Here is an 18,934-nt window from a genome sequence, read left to right on the forward strand (position 1 = left end):
TATACCGATCGCAACTTAAAAGTTTATCTTTGCTAGTCCCAAAAAAAGTGAGCCATGAATAACGCCGTATCCCGTATCCTATTGAAACACGATGAACGCCTTGTCGCAACCCGCAGCCTGCCCGCCCGGCCGGCCGTTTTTGTTGAGCCGCCGGCAAAGCTGCACCCCGAACTGCAAAAATGGATGCAACAACAGGGCTACAGCAAACTCTACTCGCACCAGGCCGAGATGTTCGAGAAAGCCTACGCCGGCAAAAGCGTGGTCATCACCACCGGCACAGCCAGCGGTAAATCGCTCTCGTTTTACCTGCCCGTGGTGCAGCGCATCCTGGAAAATCCCTCGCGGCGGGTGCTGTTCATCTACCCCACCAAGGCGCTCACAAAAGACCAGTTCCGGAATATCCGCGAGTTTGTGGCTTTCTTTGGCGAGAACCGCATTCAGGCGGGCATTTACGATGGCGACACTTCGCCCAACGAGCGCAGCCGCATCCGCGAACAGGCCAACATCATCCTGACCAATCCGGATATGCTGAATGCCAGCTTTCTGCCCAACCACAACAAATATGGTTTTCCGCACCTGTTTGCCAACCTCGACACCATTGTGATTGACGAGCTGCACGCTTATCGTGGCGCCTTTGGCTCGCACGTATCGAATGTGTTCCGCCGCCTGCTGCGCATTTGCGACTACCACGGCAACCGGCCCCGCTTTTTGTGCAGCTCGGCCACCATTGCCAACCCGCTGGAACTGGCTGAAAATATTTGCCACACGCCCTTCGATTTGGTTGAACGCGACGGTTCGCCGGCACCGGCCAAGCACATTCATTTCTTTCAACCCGAATATTTGGAAAAGGCGAAGCGCAAAAAAGCCGTCACCGAGGAGCTGCGCGGCATCCTTCCCGAACTGATTTTGTCGGGTGTGCGCTCGATCACCTTTTGCCAGTCGCGGCGCGAAACCGAGATTGTGACCAAGGAAACCCGCGACGTGCTGGCCTCCGACCCCATGGAATACGGCATCGATATGTCGGACAAAATATCGGCCTATCGCGGTGGCTACTCGCCTGCCGAACGGGCCAAAATTGAACAGGATTTGGTTGACGGCGCTTTGCTGGGCGTGGTCTCCACCAATGCGCTGGAACTGGGGATTGACATTGGCAGTTTGGACGCGGTTGTCATGGGCGGGTTTCCGGGAACACGCGCCAGCTTTTGGCAACAGCTGGGACGCGCCGGCCGAAACGGCTCGGAAGCGCATGCCATCGTCATGCTGAAGGAAAAGCCGCTGGACCATTACGTCGGTAACCATCCCGACTGGCTGCTGAATACCGACTCGGAGAATGCCATCATCGACCGCGACAACCTCTACATTCAACTCTCACACATTCGGGCGGCATCGGCCGAACTACCTTTAACGATTGACGATATTGCCAGCTTCCCCGATTTGGGTGAAATTATTCCCCTGCTGCAAAAAGAGGGCGAGCTGGTGGAGCAAAACAACAGCTACCAGTGGAGCGGCGACCTATCGCCGGCGCACGAAATCAGCCTGCGCAACCTGACCGGCGACACCATTAAGGTGGTGGACACCGAAAAACACGAGACCATTACGGTGGTCGACCTCATTCAGGCGAAAAAGGAATTTTACCCCGGCGCCATTTACCTGCACGACAGCGTTCAGTACAAATCGCTTCAACTGGATTTGGAAAGCAAGACGGCTTTGGTGAAGGAAGTCAATTCGAACTATTACACCGAGCCGCACAAGCCCGGCAACATTGCCATTTTGATGGAGCACGAAAATGCGAAGGAGCACCGCATCAACCGCTTTTTTGGCGATGTGCGCGTGTCGGTGAACGTGACCGGCTTCAAAATGGTAGAGTTCAGCACCCACCAAAACCTGGGCTACACCGAACTTTCGGAAATCCTGAAAACGCAGATGGAAACGGAAGCCTGCTGGATTGAAATCCCGGATATTGTGGTGCGCACCTTTGTCGCTACCGGGAAAGCCCCCGCTTTGGAGCCCAACACACCCGATGGCAAAATTCCGCGCTACGATTACAGCGAAGGACTGGTGCACTGCCTGAAAGCGGCTGCCTCGATGCTGGTGATGGCCACCGACAGCGACCTGGGCGGCGACATATTCTCCTTTGTGGATGTGGAGAGCAAGCGCACCAAATATGCCGTGGTTTTGTACGACGGCTATCCCGGCGGGCTGGGCTTCTCGGAAAAAGTGTACGACTTTATCGGTCAAATCATCCAGAATGCGGGCACTTTGGTGAAGGAGTGCTCCTGCAAACGGGGCTGTCCGGTTTGTGTGGGCGATGCCCGCATTGACAAGAGTTTGATCCTTTGGGCGCTTCGGAATTTCTACAAAGAACTGCCCTCCCCGCTTTCGGGCGTCGTAGGCGAACAAGTCAATCGCCCCAAAGAATCGGCCCTGCCAAAATTGAAATGGAATGAAGTGAAAACAAACTGGGAAGAACTACTCCAGCGCTTTGAAAAGGAAGACCGCTTTGGCTCGAAGTTCCTGAAAGAAGTGCTTCGCGTGGAGCAAACCGCCGAACTGTTGGCGCTCTACCTTCCTTCGGGCATCCTCAAAATTGCCAACAACGACACCGTCATCAAAGGCCTGAAAGCCGAACTGGGGCATTTGCTGGAAACGCCCGAGGTTTTCACCCTTTCGCTCCGCGCCGGCGATGAAACCGACCATCGCAAAGAACTGAAGATTCGCCGGATGATGGGAGGCAAAGATGGAGAGGAGAAGACGTGAGACGTGAGTAATGAGTAATGAGTCGTGAGAAAAGAAGCGAAGGCGGAATGAAGTGTCATCCTGCCCCGATTATTCGGGGTGTTTCAAGGTCTGCGCCGTTCTGATCATGAGATCCTGGAATAAACTCAGGATGACGAACGAATTACATTGGATTAGCTCTCCTTTCTCTGGATTTTTCAAATCGAAACAAAACACTTACCTTTAACGTCAGTAATCTAAGTTGACGACATGATTGTTTCGTTTGGCTCTAAGAATACCGAAAAGATTTGGCATGGCGATCGGGTTAAAAATATTCCGATTGAAATTCAACAAACCGGACGACGAAAAATGAGAATGATTAACAATTCACAGAACTGGTCTGATTTAAGAGTTCCGCCGTCAAATCGCCTTGAAAAATTACAAGGTTCTGAATTTCACAGCATCCGGATCAATGACCAATGGCGAATCGTATTTCGCTGGAAGGACAATAATGCACACGATGTTGAGATAATTGATTATCATTAAAGGTTGGAGGAAAAACGATGGATAAGCTTGCAAATATTCACCCCGGAGAAATTTTATTGGAAGAATTTCTAAAACCACTTAAGATATCTGCATACAGATTATCAAAAGATACTGATATTCCACAAAATCGAATTTCTCAGATAATTAAAGGGAAAAGAAGAATTACTGCTGATACCGCTCTGAGATTGGCCTCCTACTTTGGAACCACTGCCAAATTTTGGCTTGGCTTACAAGATGACTACGATATTGAGGAAGAGCGAGAGAGTAAACAGGAACTACTGGTCAGAATAAAAAATAACGCAGCGCAACGAGTGGGATAAATAGTCCGGTGGGCAGGCCGTCAAATCGCCCGGTCGAGGGTTCGTTTTGACATCCTGAAGCATCGGGATTGCCTCATTTTCATCGATTGGCAAACGAGAGTCCCCTCCAGCTTTTGCTCGAATAATCTCTTTATCGCGGGAGCAGCAACTTACCGACCAAAGGCCCTGAAACAAGTTCAGGGTGACGAACGAGCAAGGCTCTTAGCTTTCCTTTTTCAGCAACGCTTTGGCAAAGGCTTTTGAGAAGGATTTTTCGCCAACCGAGTCGAAGCGGCAGAGGAGTTCTTTTTCATCGACGGCCACAATTTCACCCAAACCGTATTTCTTGTGACTCACCCGGCAACCAATCGGCCATTCGTCGGTAGCTTGTTCGGGTACTTCGGCCACAACTGCCGCAGCAGATTCGCGTCGATCCAGTAAGGCATCGGGAATGGCATTCAGGAAATACGAGGGTTTGGGCTCGGCATTGCGCAAAGTGGGCTGGGCGTGCCAGCCGATTTCCACCACATTTTTGCCACGGGTCATGGCCACAAACAGCAGGCGCTTTTCTTCTTTCACATTCAAACTGCCGTTGTTGTGTTGCGCCAGCGGAATGATGCCCGTATTGGCGCCGGCAATGTACACCCGGTCGAACTCCAGCCCCTTGGAAGCGTGGATGGTCAACAGATGAACGCCCTGCCCTTGTTCTTTTATCCGTTCGTTGATCTGGAAAGTACCCTCCAGCACCACCTGGTCCAGCGCCACCCGAAAAATGGAACTGCGGTCGCCCCAGCCTTTTTCGTTCATATACCGCTGTAGCTGAGCCCAGGCATCGGCGATGGATTCCAAATAGTCTGCATGATGAATTGAAGTCGGTTTCAGTACCGGGCGCAGGGCTAACAAGTCAAGCAATTCGTCAGCCGAAGCATCCGCTTTCCGCAGCAAGTCCGTTTCAAATCGTCCAAGTTGCCGGATGAGTTGCTGCAAGTGCGGACTTTGCTTTTTGCGTTGTTCCAGATAAGTTTCGCAAGCCTGCAAAACTGTTTCGCCCGGTGCGCGCTCGTGCAGTATTTGAATCAAAGTCCGGCTTTTGGTCAGCGCGCCAAAAGTGGCATCACAAACCAGGGCCAGGCAGGCATCCAAATCGTTGGGGTTGGCGCACAACTTCAACACACGCAGAAAAAAGGCTTGCGCCGGGTTTTCGCGCAGCTCTTTGCGGGCCACCAACTGGAACGGAATTTCGGCCTGCGAGAACACCGTCTCCACCAACTTAATTTGCTGATGCTTCCGGAACAAAATCGCAACCGAATCGAGCGACTGACCTTCTTTTTGCAGGCTCAGCATTTGTTCGCGCAGGTAATAAGCTTCCTGCTGGTCGTCGAAATGGCGGACCAACGCAATCGGCTTGCCACTTTGGCGGGTGGCCACCAGCGAGGCCTGCTGCTCGTTCAGCAAGTTTCCCGCTGCGGAAAGAATCGTCTCCGTACTGCGATAATTCTGCGGCAACTCCAGCCAATCGGCCTGCCATTCAGCTTGAATTTCCTGGAACAAACGTTCCTTGCTTCCCCGCCAACCGTAAATACTCTGGTTCTGGTCGCCCACCACAAACAGGCGGGTGTCGGTGCCGCGCAGGTGTTCAATCAGCTGCAACTGCTCCTCGCTGCAATCCTGAAACTCGTCCACAATAATCCACTTCGGAGACCTTGGAACTTCTTTTCCCAACAGCCGATTGCAAAGCGTGATCAGGTCGTCAAAATCCAGGACATTGCTGCGGCGCTTTTCCGCTTCGGCCAGTTCCACCAGGCGAACAAAATCATCTTCCGACTTCATGTTCCCCATCAGCGTCTCGCCGTTGTGCCGGTAGTTGCGCCATCGCCGGGCCAGCTGATTCTGGTATTTAATGGTGAGGTTTTCCTGAGTAACCAGGCGACCGAGAAAGTCCTGCTTTTCCTCCTCATCCATGATCAGAAAATCGGGTTTGAAGCCCAGTTCGCCCAACGATGGATGTTCGTTCAACAACTGCCGGGCAATGGCGTGGAAGGTTCCGAAGTAGCGCAATTGCTTGTTTCGGGCAGCATCCGGCTCGCCCAGAAAATTACCGATCCGCTCCTTGATTTCACGCGCGGCCTTATTAGTGAAGGTCAGCACCACCATTTGCTCAAACGGGATGTGCGCGACAAAATGCAAGTAGAAAATTTTGGCAATCAGCACCGTGGTTTTGCCGCTGCCCACCATGGCCGAAAGAATAGCCCGCTGTGCCGGGTGAAAAACCGCGTGCCGCTGGTGGCGGTTCAGGCGCTGAAAGGTGCGCCCCAGCTTTTCGTCAATCTGCCGGATGCGCTCAATTTCCCCTGCATAATCCGAAGTTGGCTGATTGATCTGCGGCGCAAACGAATGCATCAATGCCTGTCCTTCTGCTTCGAAGGCACTGGCCATCTGCTCGAAATCGTTTGATGAGCCCTTAATTCGCGAATGAAGTCGCTTATATCGCATATTATCCTAAGCTATTATTGCTTGTACACGTTCAAAAACTGCAGTCTCTCGCTCACCTGTTTGATCCACTCGCGAGCCATCAGTTCGTGCCCAAACACGGTCGGATGCACGCCATCCCAAATCCAATAATCGATGGGAGCGCGCTGTTGTGCCTCGTCAAATACGCGGGGGTAGTCCACGAGCACCGCATCAAAATCAGCCGCGATACGCTTCACCACTTCGGCACGTTGCAAGGTGAGCGGATGCCACTGCTCGTAAAAATCCTTTCGCCAGCCCGAAGCGAAGAAAAACGGCAGTCCCAACACGATCAAAAGCTCAGGATTTTGTGCTCGGCATTGCGATAAAAGCGCGCGGTACGTTGCTTCAAAAGTCTCCAGATCGATTGCCGCCTCACTGCCTTCAACCAGCGCATTCACATCGTTAATGCCAACCAGCAGGCTCAGCACGTCGGGCTTCAGGTCGAGGGCATCGGCTTGCCAGCGGTTCGAAAGATCGGTCACCGTGTTGCCGCTAATACCACGATTAATAAACTGAAAACCGGCTTCCGGAAAATCGGCGCCAATACGGCTCGATACCGCAAAGCAATAACCATGGCCCAGAATGTGGTTGGGATCGTCGGTTCGTCCACGGTTGCCATCCGTGATGGAATCGCCCTGGAACAGAAAAGTCAGGTTTTCACGCTCGGGTTTCTCCGGTTTTCGGCTTGAGTTGGCGCAGGCTGTGGCCAGTCCGGCAGTACCAACACCCGCTATCGTTGCCAGCTTTAAAAAATGTCGTCGGTTGGGCTTGAAGTTGTTCATTTTATTGTTGTTTTTAACCGCGAAGGACACGGAAGTTTTCGCCATAAGCGCAGAAAACGCCAGCCAGCAGGAATGTCATAACTGATATTCACTTCGCGGCCGTCGTTCGTTGGAAAAAGGAAAGCGAAAGGTAATAATAATTGAAGCGGGATCACAGCACATTGCAGCCCCTGTCAACAACGAAGGGCGTCAAAATAAACTGAAGCCCTTCGTTCGATATCTATCGTTGTCCGATTGTTAGTCATTAATCTCGCGATCGCGGAAGCCAATCAGATAAAGAATGGCATCCAGGCCGATCTCGCTGATGGAGTTCTTAGCCGAGGCCTTCACCTTGGGCTTGGCATGAAAAGCAATGCCCAAACCGGCCAGCTGAATCATGGGCAGATCATTCGATCCGTCGCCAACGGCAATCACCTGCTCCAGGTGCAAGTCTTCTTTAAACGCCAGCAGCTTCAACATCTCAGCTTTTTTGGCACCGTCGACAATTTCGCCAACATGGCGACCGGTAAGCTTGCCGTTTTCGACCTCCAGCTCGTTGGCAAAAACATAATCAACGCCCAACTTCGATTTCAGAAAGTTTCCGAAGTAGTTGAAACCACCGGAAAGAATGGCGGTTTTGTAGCCAAATTTCTTCAGGGTGCGGAACAGGCGCTCGGCCCCTTCGGTTAGGGGAAGCTCTTCGGCGATTTGCTGCATCACCGATACATCCAACCCTTTGAGCAAGCTGATGCGCTTTTTGAAACTTTCCTGAAAATCCAGCTCGCCGCGCATGGCTGCTTCGGTAATCGAGCTTACTTCGTCATAAACACCGGCTTTGCGGGCTAATTCGTCAATCACTTCAGCCTGAATGAGCGTTGAGTCCATATCGAAACAAACCAAACGGCGGTTGCGGCGATACATATTATCGACCTGAAAGGCAATGTCGACGCCTGTTTCTTTGCTAATCCCGATGAACTCACGTTTCAGGGCCTCTCCGTCTCTGGGCGTTCCCCGCACCGAAAATTCCACAACGCTCTTGGTCTTGCGGTCGCGATCGTTCAGCGGAATACGCCCCGACAAGCGCGAGATGATGTCAATATTCAATCCTTGTTCGGAAATCACCTTGGTCACCCGCGCCAGATGGCAGGCTTTTAGCTGACGGGCCAACAACGTAATGATAAAACGGTCTTTCCCCTGATGCGAGACCCACTCGTCGTAACGAGCTTCGGGAATTGGCGTAAACTTCACCCGCAAGCCCAGCTCGTGCGCCCGGAAAAGAACATCTTTCAGGATGGGTGCCGAGTCGGCCTTCTCCGAAATCTCGATCAAAATTCCCAGTCCCAGGTTTTCGTGAATAACCGCCTGGCCGATATCCAGGATAGCCACATCATATTCAGCTAAAATGGCGGTCAGCGATGCTGTTTGGCCCGGTTGATCGGGCCCTGAAATATTCAGTAATATAATTTCGCGTTCTTTTTTTGTCGTCTCCATAATTGCAGATCCCGCTATTGGCAGGCTTTTCTTAGTGGTTCAATAAATGTGGGCCGATTACCAGTTAAACCGGATGGTTTGTTTCAATTCGGGGTGAAGGCTAAAAGGCACCGGGCTGATTCCGGCAACACTTTCAATTAATTGCTTTTCTTCCTCGGTGTACGCTTTATCCGCCGGGAAGAAAAAAGCCACAACCACCTCGGCAACCCGGCGCGGATCGGAGGCCATAATCTTGGTAATTTCCAAACGGGTACCCACAATGTCGATCCCGTTGTCCATCGCCTTGATTCCCATAATGGTCATGATGCAATTACCCAGTGCTGTTGCCAGCAGGTCGGTTGGCGAAAAGGACTGGCCCTTTCCGCGATTGTCGCAGGGCGCATCGGTGATGATTTTAGCCCCCGATTGCAGATGAATGTTTTCCGTCCGCAAATCGCCCAAATATTTTGTTTCGATGGTAACCATAAATAGTCCGTTTTTAACGACCCGAAAATACAAAAAAATCGAACGTTCAGCAGATTAAGTTGCCCCGAAACCGACAAAAGCCATCGGGTTTAATAGCAGTCACGCCTTGATGAGCGAAAATTCTGCTATATTCGTTTTTCCCGAAACATGACTTCATGAAAATAAAGCTGCTCTTCCTTCTTCTGCTCATTAGCGGAACGGCAATGGCGCAAAAGGCCGACAAAGCAACAATCGTTAAACAAGGATGGAACTTTGGCGCCTTGCCGGCCATCACCTTCGACTCGGACCTGGGATTTCAGTACGGCGGGCTGGTCAACCTTTACCAATACGGCGACGGAAGCCGTTATCCGGAGTACGATCATTCGTTGTATCTCGAAGTTTCGCGCTTCACCAAAGGAAGTGCAATTTACCAGTTTCAATACGACTCGGATCGCTTGCTGCGGGGCATACAGACCATTGCCGACCTGAGCTATCTGACCGATCAGGCGTATCATTTTTATGGTTTTAACGGTTACGATGCTGTTTATCTGGAAGATTGGACCGACGACGATCAGGCGGATTACAAAACGCGACTATTCTACAACTACGACCGGAAGTTGTTTCGCTTGAAGCTCGATTTTCAGGGCCCTTTAGCCGGCACAAACTGGAAATGGGAAGCCGGCATCAACCTACAGCGTTTTACGGTGGGCAAGGTGAACATCGACAAGCTGAATAAAGGTGAAAAGGAAGCCGACAAACTTCCGGATGTTGAAGGGCTGTACCAGCGGTACTGCAACTGGGGACTTATCGGCCCCCGGGAAGCCGATGGCGGGACAATCCCGGCTTTGCGCGGCGGCCTGATTTACGACAGCCGCAACTTCCGCGCTAATCCGGAAAGCGGAATCTGGTCGGAAGCGGTGCTGGAATATGTGCCGAAGATCCTGGGATCGGAAGACCATTTCACCCGCATGGGACTGACGCACCGGCAGTATTTCCGGTTAATTCCCCGCCGCCTGGTTTTGGCGTACCGCCTCAGCTACGAAGCCACACTTTCGGGCCATCTTCCGTTCTACTACCTCACCAAACGGGTTGTTGACGGGGCTAAAGGAAACAGCATGGAAGGTTTGGGGGGAGCCCGCACAATGCGTGGCATTTTGCGCAACCGCGTGATTGGCGACGATGTAGCTTTCGCGAATTTTGAGCTGCGCAGCCGCATCCACAACTTTCAATATAAAAACAATAACTTTTTTGTGGGCTTGAATGGCTTTGTGGATACCGGCAAGGTGACCGGCAAACGCGCCCTCAACTTCTACCCGAGTTTTGCAGCCATCGACACCAAAAATTACCTGGACTACGGCGCCGAAAGCTGGCACACCAGCTATGGGCTGGGCCTGAAAGCCGGGATGAACGAGAACTTCATCGTATCGTGCGACTACGGCCGTACAACCGACAAGCGCGATGGCGATGCCGGCCTGTATATCAAGTTGAATTACCTGTTTTAAGCGCCGTTCCCGACCTATTCGAACGAGCCATTCTGTGACAAAACCCACGCCGGCTTAGTAGGCATCTTCAATTTTGTGTTTCTGAATCAGCTTATCCATTTTGTTGATGAGCTTTTCGAACTTCTTTTGGTAGTTGATGCTACCGGCAGCTTTGTGCTGGTAGTATTTCTCGAGCTCGCTGTACCAGTTATCCTTCAGAAATCGCAACACATTTTCATCCTCACAATAATTCTCGCCCACCAGAATTTTCAGGATTTGTCGTTTCTCCATTTCCTGCTCTTCTTTAATAATCTCCAGCGTTTCCAGCTCTTCGGGTGTTAATTTTACTTTTGCCATAACATGCTACTTTTAAGTTTCGGAATATCAACAACACTATTTTTATCTACGGAGCTTGCCGATTTCGGGTTGTTGGTCCTCCTTAAAATTGCGCCGCCACCGAATCCGACACACCATCATTTAATAATGCGTTCCCCAACGGCTGGTGAGCCCTTCATCATTTAATAACGCGCTCACCGACAACTGGTCGAGCTATCATTATTTAATAACGGCGTCCCCAACGGCCGGTGGAGCTATCATTATTTAATGACGGCGTCGCCAACGGCTGGGGAGCCCTTCATCATTTAATAACGCGTTCCCCAACGACCGGGGAGCCCTTCATTATTTAATAACGGCAACAATTTTTCGGGAGGCCATTATTAAATGGCAACGGTGGTCTACATAAAAGCGTTCAGGAAATAAGCCAGTGTTACCCCCAGATAAGTTCCGAAGATGTAGCCCAGCGTACCAACAGCCAGGCCCGAGATCAGCACCTCTTTGTTTTTTAGTGCCGATACAACAACCGGCACAAAAGGAGGCGAAAACGATAAGGCCGAAATGGTAATGATGGTGGTATCCGTGTCAATTTTAAACAGCCACGACAAAAATACATGGATGAGCATGGTGCCAAACACGCCCAGTGCCACAAACAGAAACAAGTAGAAGAAGTCGATATTGAACAAGGCCGTCAGATCGGCCATGCTGGCGACGAGTAACGAGAAAATCAGAATCAGGTACATACCCAGCGAGAACGATTGTTTGAGCCGGTTAATGGCGGGCAACAAACTACCGGCAACGCCCAGGGTGGTTATGCCCAGGATGACAGTAACCATTTGTGCCGACTTGGGCACAAGCAAGCTCAGGCCGCCGGCAAAGGCAAAAATGAGCAGCGACAAGCCGAACGACTTGGCCATTTCGAGGATACCGCTGCGGGTTAACATGCCCTCGAACTCCTCGTTGGCCGCCTGCACCGGCTCCAGATGTTCTTCGGTTAATGCCGACTGAAACGGGTGCATAAAGCGATTGAGCAAGGATTGTGCAACGGTCATGATCAGAACCAAAAAGAAAAATCCGGCCACAATTTCGTAGGTATTCACCAGGATGAAGATGTTCGGATCGACCTCCAGGGCGGTTGCAATGGCCGCCAGGTTGGGTGTTCCACCGGTATAGATGCCCACGAGCATGCCGGCAATTTTCCAGGCCTCGGGGATCAGGTTTTTCAGGCTGAAAAAACCAATGACAATCACGATGGTGAGCGAAACAATGCCCAGTACCATCGAGATCATGGCTCGCCGGGCCAGTTTTAGCCAACGCTTTACATCGAGCGAAAATAACAGCAAAGGAATGGCCAGCGGAATGGTGATGGTCATCAGGATTTCCTGCAAGCGTGCAATCTGGTTGGGCACCAAGTCGGCAGCTGTCAGCCTCCCCTGTTGCAGGTATTCGGTCATTTGCGCATCGGGCAAGAAAGCTTGTCCACCGAGCAAACTGCGCATCTGCTCCGACATGGCCGGCAGCAAGCCCACATTGCCCACAACCACCCCAACGATATAGGCCAGCACCACCGCGCCGATCTTATTCAGCACCGTGGATTGATGCGTGGCATAGACGATGGCCGCCGGAAAACACAAATAGAAAACAATTAACAGCAGTATCACACTCATTACTTCAGTCCTTTGGGGCAGTATACCCGAAATCGAAAAATTCAGCTTGCCAAAAATAGTTCAATTTTTCATGCAAAAAGGGGGCTTGTTCCCGGGTCGCCACTACTCGTCTGCTACGGGCACCTCCTCCACTTTGTAGCGGCGGATTTTTAAATTCAGATAGGCAAACAAGATGGACATCAGCGGACTAATCAGGTTAAAAAACGCGTAGGGCAGATAGTCGAACGTTCCCACCCCCAACACCCGCGACTGGGTTGCCCCGCAAGTATTCCAGGGAATCAGCACCGAGGTCATCGTCCCCGAATCTTCCAGCGTACGGCTCAGCACTTCGGGCTTTAAGCCTTTATCGCGAAATGTTTTGCGGTACATGCGCCCCGGCACCACAATCGAAATATACTGGTCGGAAGCCGTCGCGTTAAAAAAGATACAGGTGACCACTGTTGAGGCCACCAGCGATCCGGTGGAGTTGGCCCAGCGAATAATCGGTCGGGTAATACTAGCCAGCAAGCCCCCCGACTCCATGATTCCGCCAAAGACCATGGCCGACAAAATCAACCATATTGTATCGAGCATTCCCCCCATTCCGGAGGTTTGCAGCAGTTCATTCACATCGGCATCGGGCGTTTGAATGGCAATATCGCCAAACATGGCCTGCATCCCGCTGATGTACGAAGCCTCGACATAACTGGAAACATTTCCCGCCAACTCCTGAATAATGTGGGGTTGAAAGATGATTGCAAACAAAGCGCCCAGCAAGGTTCCGATCATCAGCGAGGGAACCGGCGGCACCTTCTTCACGATAATCACAAACAACACCACAGGCACCAAAAACAGCCACGGACTGGTATTAAAAGCCCCGTCAATGGCCGACTTCACATTGGCTACATCCACCACTGCACCACAAAAATCGTAGTTCAGGCCAATCATCAAAAAAATCAGCAGTGTCAGGATAAAACTCGGCGTGGTGGTATAAAACATGTAGCGGATATGCGTAAACAGGTCGGTTCCGGCCATGGCAGGCGCCAGATTGGTGGTATCGCTCAGCGGCGAAATCTTATCGCCAAAATACGCTCCCGAGATAATTGCTCCCGCCACAATGGCCTCGTTAATGCCAATGGCTTTCCCGATGCCGATCAGCGCCACACCAATGGTTGCAATGGTCGACCACGAGCTGCCGGTAGCCACCGAGACAATGGCACTAACCACCACGGCTGTCACCAAAAACACCTGCGGATTAATAATATCGAGCCCGTAATAGATGAGCGTAGGCACAATGCCGGAAAGCATCCAGGTGCCGGCCAGCGAACCAATCAACAACAAAATCAACATCGATGGCATGGCCGATCCAATGGTTTTAACCACATTGTCCATGGTGTCGTCCCACTTTTGGCCATTACGTCGCACAATAATACCGCCAATCGTTGCGGCCAGCAACAGCGCCACCTGATTGGCGCCGGCCAGTGTGTCATCGAAAAAGATAACGTTTAAGGTCAGTAAAACAATCAACAGCAGGATGGGCAACAGGGCCTCCAGAAATAAGGGTTCTCGTTTCATGCAATAAAAAAAAGATGGTCATTCAATACTTCTGCATACAGCAGCAAGGAGGAACGCATGCAATTCCCAAACAAACACCTCACGATTACCACTTCACCTACAGAAACAGCAAAGAACGCAATAATTAGCGAGTTGCGAAAAAGCAGAAAAATAAAAACTTGTTTTTGGGCTGAAAAAATAATATCTATGCTTTATGAGTTATTATACTTGTGTATGGAGCACCATTGCTTGATGCGCAGTACTGATATTTCGCAAACAAAACCTGATATGTCCCTGAAAAAAGTCTTTTTAGCCATCCTGACCATTGTTGTGGTTTTCCTGCTTTTTGCCCAGCAGGACGAAGTCAAATTTATGGTCGAAGGCCGGGTAACGTCCGATGACGGTAAAATTGAAGGAGCAACCATAACGCTCTTCAAAGACGAACATCAAGTGGAACAAACCAACCCGCCCCGCGGTGGTCGTTTCCAATACGAATTTGAATACAACCACGAGTATCGGCTGGTCTTTAAACGGGAAGGATTTTTTCAGAAGATCATCATCATTTCAACTTACGTTCCCACGGAGGTTTTACAGCGTAATAATAAATTTCCGCCCTACCCTTTCGAGCTGAACTTTTTTGAAGAAACCGACGCCATCGACCGCTCGTTTACCGTGAAACCGGTAGCTCGGGTCTTCTACAATTCACAAATCGACAATTTTGATGCGGAGATTTACCTCTCCGATGCCATGCTGCGCGAACAAATTCAGGCTGCCGAGGCCGAGCGCGATGCTCTGGCCAGCGAGCGCCGCAGCATTGGCCGTGCCAGCGAACAGGAAATGGCGGCCCTTGAGCGGCAATACGACAAAGCCATTGCTGAAGCCGATGCCCTGTATCACAAAAAACAATATGAAGGAGCCATTGGCCGATTTCGCGATGCCCTGATGATTTTTAGCGACCGTGCCTATCCCAAGGATCGGATTGCTGAGATTCAGGATCTGCTGGCCGCCCTGCAAATGGCCGAAGAAACCGAACAAAACTACCTGGCAGCAATCCGTGCCGGCGACCAACAGTTCGAGGGCACCCAATACAACGAGGCCATTGCCTCGTATCAAAAAGCACTGGAGTATAAAGCCAAGGATAAATATGCCACCAGCCGGATTGAAGAATCACGCAAATTACTGGCCGACAAGCTTCGGAATATGCAATACGACGAGCTTATTGCCCGCGCCGACCAGGCCTTTAACACGCAAGTCTATCTTCAGGCCAAAGGATTGTACCAGCAAGCTGTGGATATGCGGCCACGCGACTCCCAATACGCCCGCGATCAAATCAAGAAAATCGATCTGGAGCTGGCTCGGCTGGCCGAACAAAAAGCAATCGACGAGCAGTATGCTGCCGCCATGAGCCGGGGCGATCTTTCCTTTAATAAGGCAGCCTATCCGGACGCCCTCTCGGCCTTTAACGAGGCTTTAAGCTTAAAACCGGGCGACGAACCCGCCCAAGAACGCATCCGGGCTACCCAGGCCGCCATGCAACGCTTGGCCAACAATGCAAAATACGAGGAGCTGATTACACAGGCCGACGAGCAGTACAGCAAAGAGCTGCTGCCAACAGCACGAAGCAGCTACCAGCAGGCCTCAAACCTAAAGCCCGCCGAGCAATATCCGAAGGATCGGATTGCTGAGATCGACCGGCGCATGCAGTTGAACCAACAGCTCGATCAACTACTGGCCGAGGCAAATGCCAGCTTCAACCAAAAGGAATATGTGAACGCCAAATCGAAATACCAACAGGTATTATCGCTTCAGGCCGAGCATGAACTGTCGAAAAAAAGAATTGCCGAGATTGACCAGATCCTGGCCAACCAAGCGCTGGACGAGCAGTATGCCGCGGCTATCGCTTCGGCCGATGAGGCTTTTAATGCCCGGGAATATATTGCAGCAAAAGGCGACTACCAAAAGGCACTGGGCCTAAAGCCTGCCGAAAAATACCCGCAGGATCAGATTGTCCGGATTGATGCAGCCCTGCAAAAGCTGGCCGATCAGGCTGCTGCCGAAGAACAATATCTGGCGTTTATGCAGCAAGGGAATGCCGCTTTCGACCTTCCGGATTACAACACGGCCATTAACGCATACCAGGGAGCCTTGAGCATTAAACCCAACGATCCGGAGGCGACCAACCGTTTGGCCGAAAGCCAAAAACGACTGGCGCAACAACAAACACGCAGTCAATACGATGCTTTGATTACCCAGGCCGACCAGGCTTTTAACGCCTCACAGCTGCCCCAGGCAAAAGGCCTGTACCAAAATGCGCTGCAGCTGTTGCCGGACGAAAGCTACCCCAAAGCGCAAATTCGTAAGATTGACGATCAGTTAGCACTGGAGGCGCAATTTGAAGAACTGATGACGCGCGCCGATGCAGCCTTTGACCGCAAGCAATACACTTCCGCCAAACCGATCTATCAGCAAGCACTCGCCCTTGTGCCAACCAGCGAAAAGGCACAAAACCGAATCGCAGAGATTGACCGGATTCTGGCGCAACAAGATTTAGACAAACAATATGGCGACCTGATCGCCATGGCCGATCAAGCCTATTCGGCCCAACAACTGGAGCCTGCGCGCAACAACTATGTGCAAGCGCTAAATCTGAAGCCGGACGAAGCGTATCCAAAAGAGCAAATTCAAAAAATTGATGCCGAGCTGGCCCGCCTGGCGCAACTGGACGCCGATTACCAGCAAGCCATTCAGCAGGGCGACCAATTGGTAGCAAGTCGGGAATACGACGGTGCCATCGACCAGTACGAACAGGCATTAAAACTGAAACCGCAAGAGAAATACCCGGCCGACCAAATTGAAAAAGTCAAACAACTGCAGGCCGACCTGCTGCGGGCAGAACAACTGGAGCGCTCGTACAGGGCCTACATCGCCAAAGGCGATTCGTTATTTGCCATGGAAAGCTATCTGCCTTCGCGCGACAGTTACACGGATGCCAGCCGTTTGAAACCGGAACAGGTCTATCCGAAGGAAAAGATTGCCGAAATTGATGTCATACTGGCGGAACAGAAACATCAGCAAGAAGTACTGGCGGAAGTCAACCGCGCCTATCAGGCGGCGATAACCCGCGGCGATGCGGCCTTCAAAATTCGTGACTATAACGAGGCTACCGATGCCTACAACGAGGCCCATCTTTTAAAAACGGAGGAAGAATACCCGGTCAATCAGTTGTCCGAAATTAAGCGATTACAGGCCGCCGCCATCGAACAGGCCTACCAAAAAGCCATTACCACAGCAGACGGCCTTTTCAACCAAACGGAATATGCCTTGGCTAAACCGGAATACCAAAATGCCTTGTCCATAAAGGCGAACGACGAATACGCAACCAGCCAGATCGCCATCATTGATCAAAAGCTGCAGGAAGCTGCACTGGCCGAAGCAGAGCGCCAAAAGCTGGAGGCTGCTTATGCGGCCAAGATCGCCGCTGCTGATCAGGCTTTCAGCGTGGAAAACTATACCGGCGCCAAACCGCTTTATCAGGATGCCCTGGCCTTAAAAGCCAATGAGGCTTATCCGGCTAGTCAGATCGAAAAAATTGACCGCATCCTGGCCGACCTTGCCCGACAAGCCGAACTGGACGCGCAATACACCAGCGCCATGGCATCGGCTAAATCAGCCTTTGACCAGGACCTACTGGATGAAGCCCTCAATTTGTACCAACAGGCCGCCACGCTGAAACCCGGCGAGCCCGAGCCCCCCCAGCGCATGGCCGAAATCAGGCAAATCATGGCGCAACGGGCCGAAGAAGCACGTTTGGCCGCCGAAGCGGAGGCACAACGTTTGGCTGCCGAAAAAGCCGCTCGTGCACAATATGAGGCGGCCATCAAGCTGGGCGACACAGCGATGGCCCAACAAGCTTATGAAGCGGCAAGCGAAGCCTACAACAAAGCCCTTCTTATTCTTCCTAACGAGCAATATCCGAAAGATCAGCTCGCCGAAATTGACCGCCTTTTGCAACAACTGGCCCAGGCTGAAGCCGAACGCCGGCAAAAAGCCCGGGAAGATTCCATTGCGGGGGCAAAGCTGATGGCCTTCAATGCAAAAATTAAAGAAGCTGAAGCCTATATCGATGCGCAAGAATTAGAAAATGCCGTAAGCAGCTACCAGGATGCGATTGTCATTCTTCCGGAAAAAACAGCCTTCGTTCAACCCAAAATTGACGAACTAAACGCCTTAATTGCAAGGTTGGCGAAAATTGAAGCCGATTATCAGGCGGCGATCCGCGAAGCAGACCAATTGTTCGGCGATGAAGCCTGGAGCGATGCCAAAATCAGTTATCAGAAGGCTTTAACACTGAAGCCGGATGAATCGTACCCCAAACAACAAATTGAAATTATCGATCTGAAGATCAAAGAAGCGGAACTGTTGGCCGAGCAAGCAAGAGCTGCCGAAAAAGCCAACGAAGCCTATAATGAAGCAATTAAAATTGCGGACGAGAATTTCGACAAACAAGATTATCCGGTAGCACGCTTCTACTACCAGAAAGCCTTGGGACTGCAACCGCAAAACCCGTATCCGCAGCAGCGGCTGAGCGAGATCAGCCGGCTTATTGATCAGTCGCTCACCGCCGAGCAACTCAAGGCCTACAACGATGCGATTGCCAAAGCCGACCTGGAATTTAACCGAAAAGGATACACACTGGCGCGCTTCCATTACAACAAAGCGCTGGAAATAAAGTCGTGGGAACAATATCCCAAAGATCAGATCAAAGAGATTGGAAAATTAACCAATTCACTGCTGTCGCAGCGCGAAGAACAGGACTACCTGAATTGGATTAATACCGCCGACGAGGCCTTTGTGAATAAAGACTTTGCGATTGCCCGCTCGTTCTACCAACGAGCACAGGCCCTGAAGAAAGATGAGCCTTACCCGGGTATTAAGCTCCAGGAGATTCGGGAAGAAATGCAGAAAATTCAGGCTGCCGAGACCGAAAGCGAATATCAAAAAGCAATCAGCGAAGCCGACAAAGCCTTTGAAAATAAGAACTACAGCGTTGCCCGATTTTACTATAACCAGGCTGTAAATTTACGTCCGGGCGAACAATATCCGAAAAATCAGTTGGAACGCATCAAAGAGATCGTTTCGGAAACGGAATAGAA

The 18,934-nt window shown here is 51.3% G+C and carries 12 protein-coding genes; 5 read left to right on the forward strand and 7 right to left on the reverse strand.

The window, feature by feature from the left end:
* Nucleotides 1-54: 54 nt before the first annotated feature.
* The 3 genes from C8N47_RS03415 to C8N47_RS03425 all read left to right on the forward strand — a co-directional run bounded on the left by C8N47_RS03415 (nt 55) and on the right by C8N47_RS03425 (nt 3,581).
* Entirely contained in the window at nt 55-2,757 is a 2,703-nt protein-coding gene (locus C8N47_RS03415; protein WP_107821132.1) for a DEAD/DEAH box helicase, read from the forward strand.
* A 228-nt stretch (nt 2,758-2,985) separates the two neighbouring features.
* A complete protein-coding gene (locus C8N47_RS03420; RefSeq protein WP_107821133.1) occupies nt 2,986-3,261 on the forward strand; it encodes a type II toxin-antitoxin system RelE/ParE family toxin in 276 nt (91 codons plus the stop codon).
* Between the two features lie 17 nt (nt 3,262-3,278).
* Complete coding sequence (locus C8N47_RS03425) at nt 3,279-3,581, forward strand: HigA family addiction module antitoxin (protein WP_107821134.1); 303 nt, start codon at nt 3,279-3,281, stop codon at nt 3,579-3,581.
* A gap of 201 nt (nt 3,582-3,782) precedes the next feature.
* On the opposite strand, the gene C8N47_RS03430 is transcribed toward C8N47_RS03425, so the two are convergent.
* From C8N47_RS03430 to C8N47_RS03445, 4 genes are all read right to left on the reverse strand, one after another.
* Nucleotides 3,783-6,053 carry an ATP-dependent helicase gene (locus tag C8N47_RS03430; RefSeq protein ID WP_107821135.1) on the reverse strand — a complete coding sequence of 757 codons (2,271 nt, stop codon included), beginning with the start codon at nt 6,051-6,053 and terminating at the stop codon, nt 3,783-3,785.
* A 14-nt stretch (nt 6,054-6,067) separates the two neighbouring features.
* On the reverse strand, nt 6,068-6,853 hold the full coding sequence (locus C8N47_RS03435; protein ID WP_107821356.1) for an SGNH/GDSL hydrolase family protein: 786 nt from the start codon (nt 6,851-6,853) through the stop codon (nt 6,068-6,070).
* 237 nt (nt 6,854-7,090) lie between these two features.
* Nucleotides 7,091-8,323: a phosphoserine phosphatase SerB gene (gene serB / locus C8N47_RS03440; protein WP_107821136.1), complete on the reverse strand. Its 1,233-nt coding sequence runs from the start codon at nt 8,321-8,323 to the stop codon at nt 7,091-7,093.
* Nucleotides 8,324-8,380: 57 nt separating this feature from the next.
* The gene (locus C8N47_RS03445; protein WP_107821137.1) at nt 8,381-8,788 is read right to left on the reverse strand and encodes an OsmC family protein; all 408 of its coding nucleotides are present in this window, start codon (nt 8,786-8,788) and stop codon (nt 8,381-8,383) included.
* 155 nt (nt 8,789-8,943) lie between these two features.
* Between C8N47_RS03445 and omp85 the strand changes: the two genes are divergently transcribed.
* On the forward strand, nt 8,944-10,269 hold the full coding sequence (gene omp85 / locus C8N47_RS03450; RefSeq protein ID WP_107821138.1) for an Omp85 family outer membrane protein: 1,326 nt from the start codon (nt 8,944-8,946) through the stop codon (nt 10,267-10,269).
* A 54-nt stretch (nt 10,270-10,323) separates the two neighbouring features.
* On the opposite strand, the gene C8N47_RS03455 is transcribed toward omp85, so the two are convergent.
* The 3 genes from C8N47_RS03455 to nhaC form a co-directional block, all read right to left on the reverse strand.
* Nucleotides 10,324-10,605 (reverse strand): hypothetical protein, encoded by a 282-nt coding sequence (locus tag C8N47_RS03455; protein ID WP_107821139.1) that lies wholly within the window; start codon nt 10,603-10,605, stop codon nt 10,324-10,326.
* 377 nt (nt 10,606-10,982) lie between these two features.
* Nucleotides 10,983-12,248: a DUF819 family protein gene (locus tag C8N47_RS03460; RefSeq protein WP_107821140.1), complete on the reverse strand. Its 1,266-nt coding sequence runs from the start codon at nt 12,246-12,248 to the stop codon at nt 10,983-10,985.
* A 102-nt stretch (nt 12,249-12,350) separates the two neighbouring features.
* Nucleotides 12,351-13,802, reverse strand: a complete 1,452-nt coding sequence (nhaC, locus tag C8N47_RS03465) for a Na+/H+ antiporter NhaC (protein ID WP_107821141.1) — start codon at nt 13,800-13,802, stop codon at nt 12,351-12,353.
* A 267-nt stretch (nt 13,803-14,069) separates the two neighbouring features.
* Between nhaC and C8N47_RS03470 the strand changes: the two genes are divergently transcribed.
* The gene (locus C8N47_RS03470) at nt 14,070-18,932 is read left to right on the forward strand and encodes a hypothetical protein (RefSeq protein ID WP_146161419.1); all 4,863 of its coding nucleotides are present in this window, start codon (nt 14,070-14,072) and stop codon (nt 18,930-18,932) included.
* Nucleotides 18,933-18,934: the final 2 nt, after the last annotated feature.

This window comes from Mangrovibacterium marinum, from assembly GCF_003046625.1.
GTDB classification, from domain to species: Bacteria; Bacteroidota; Bacteroidia; order Bacteroidales; family Prolixibacteraceae; genus Mangrovibacterium; species Mangrovibacterium marinum.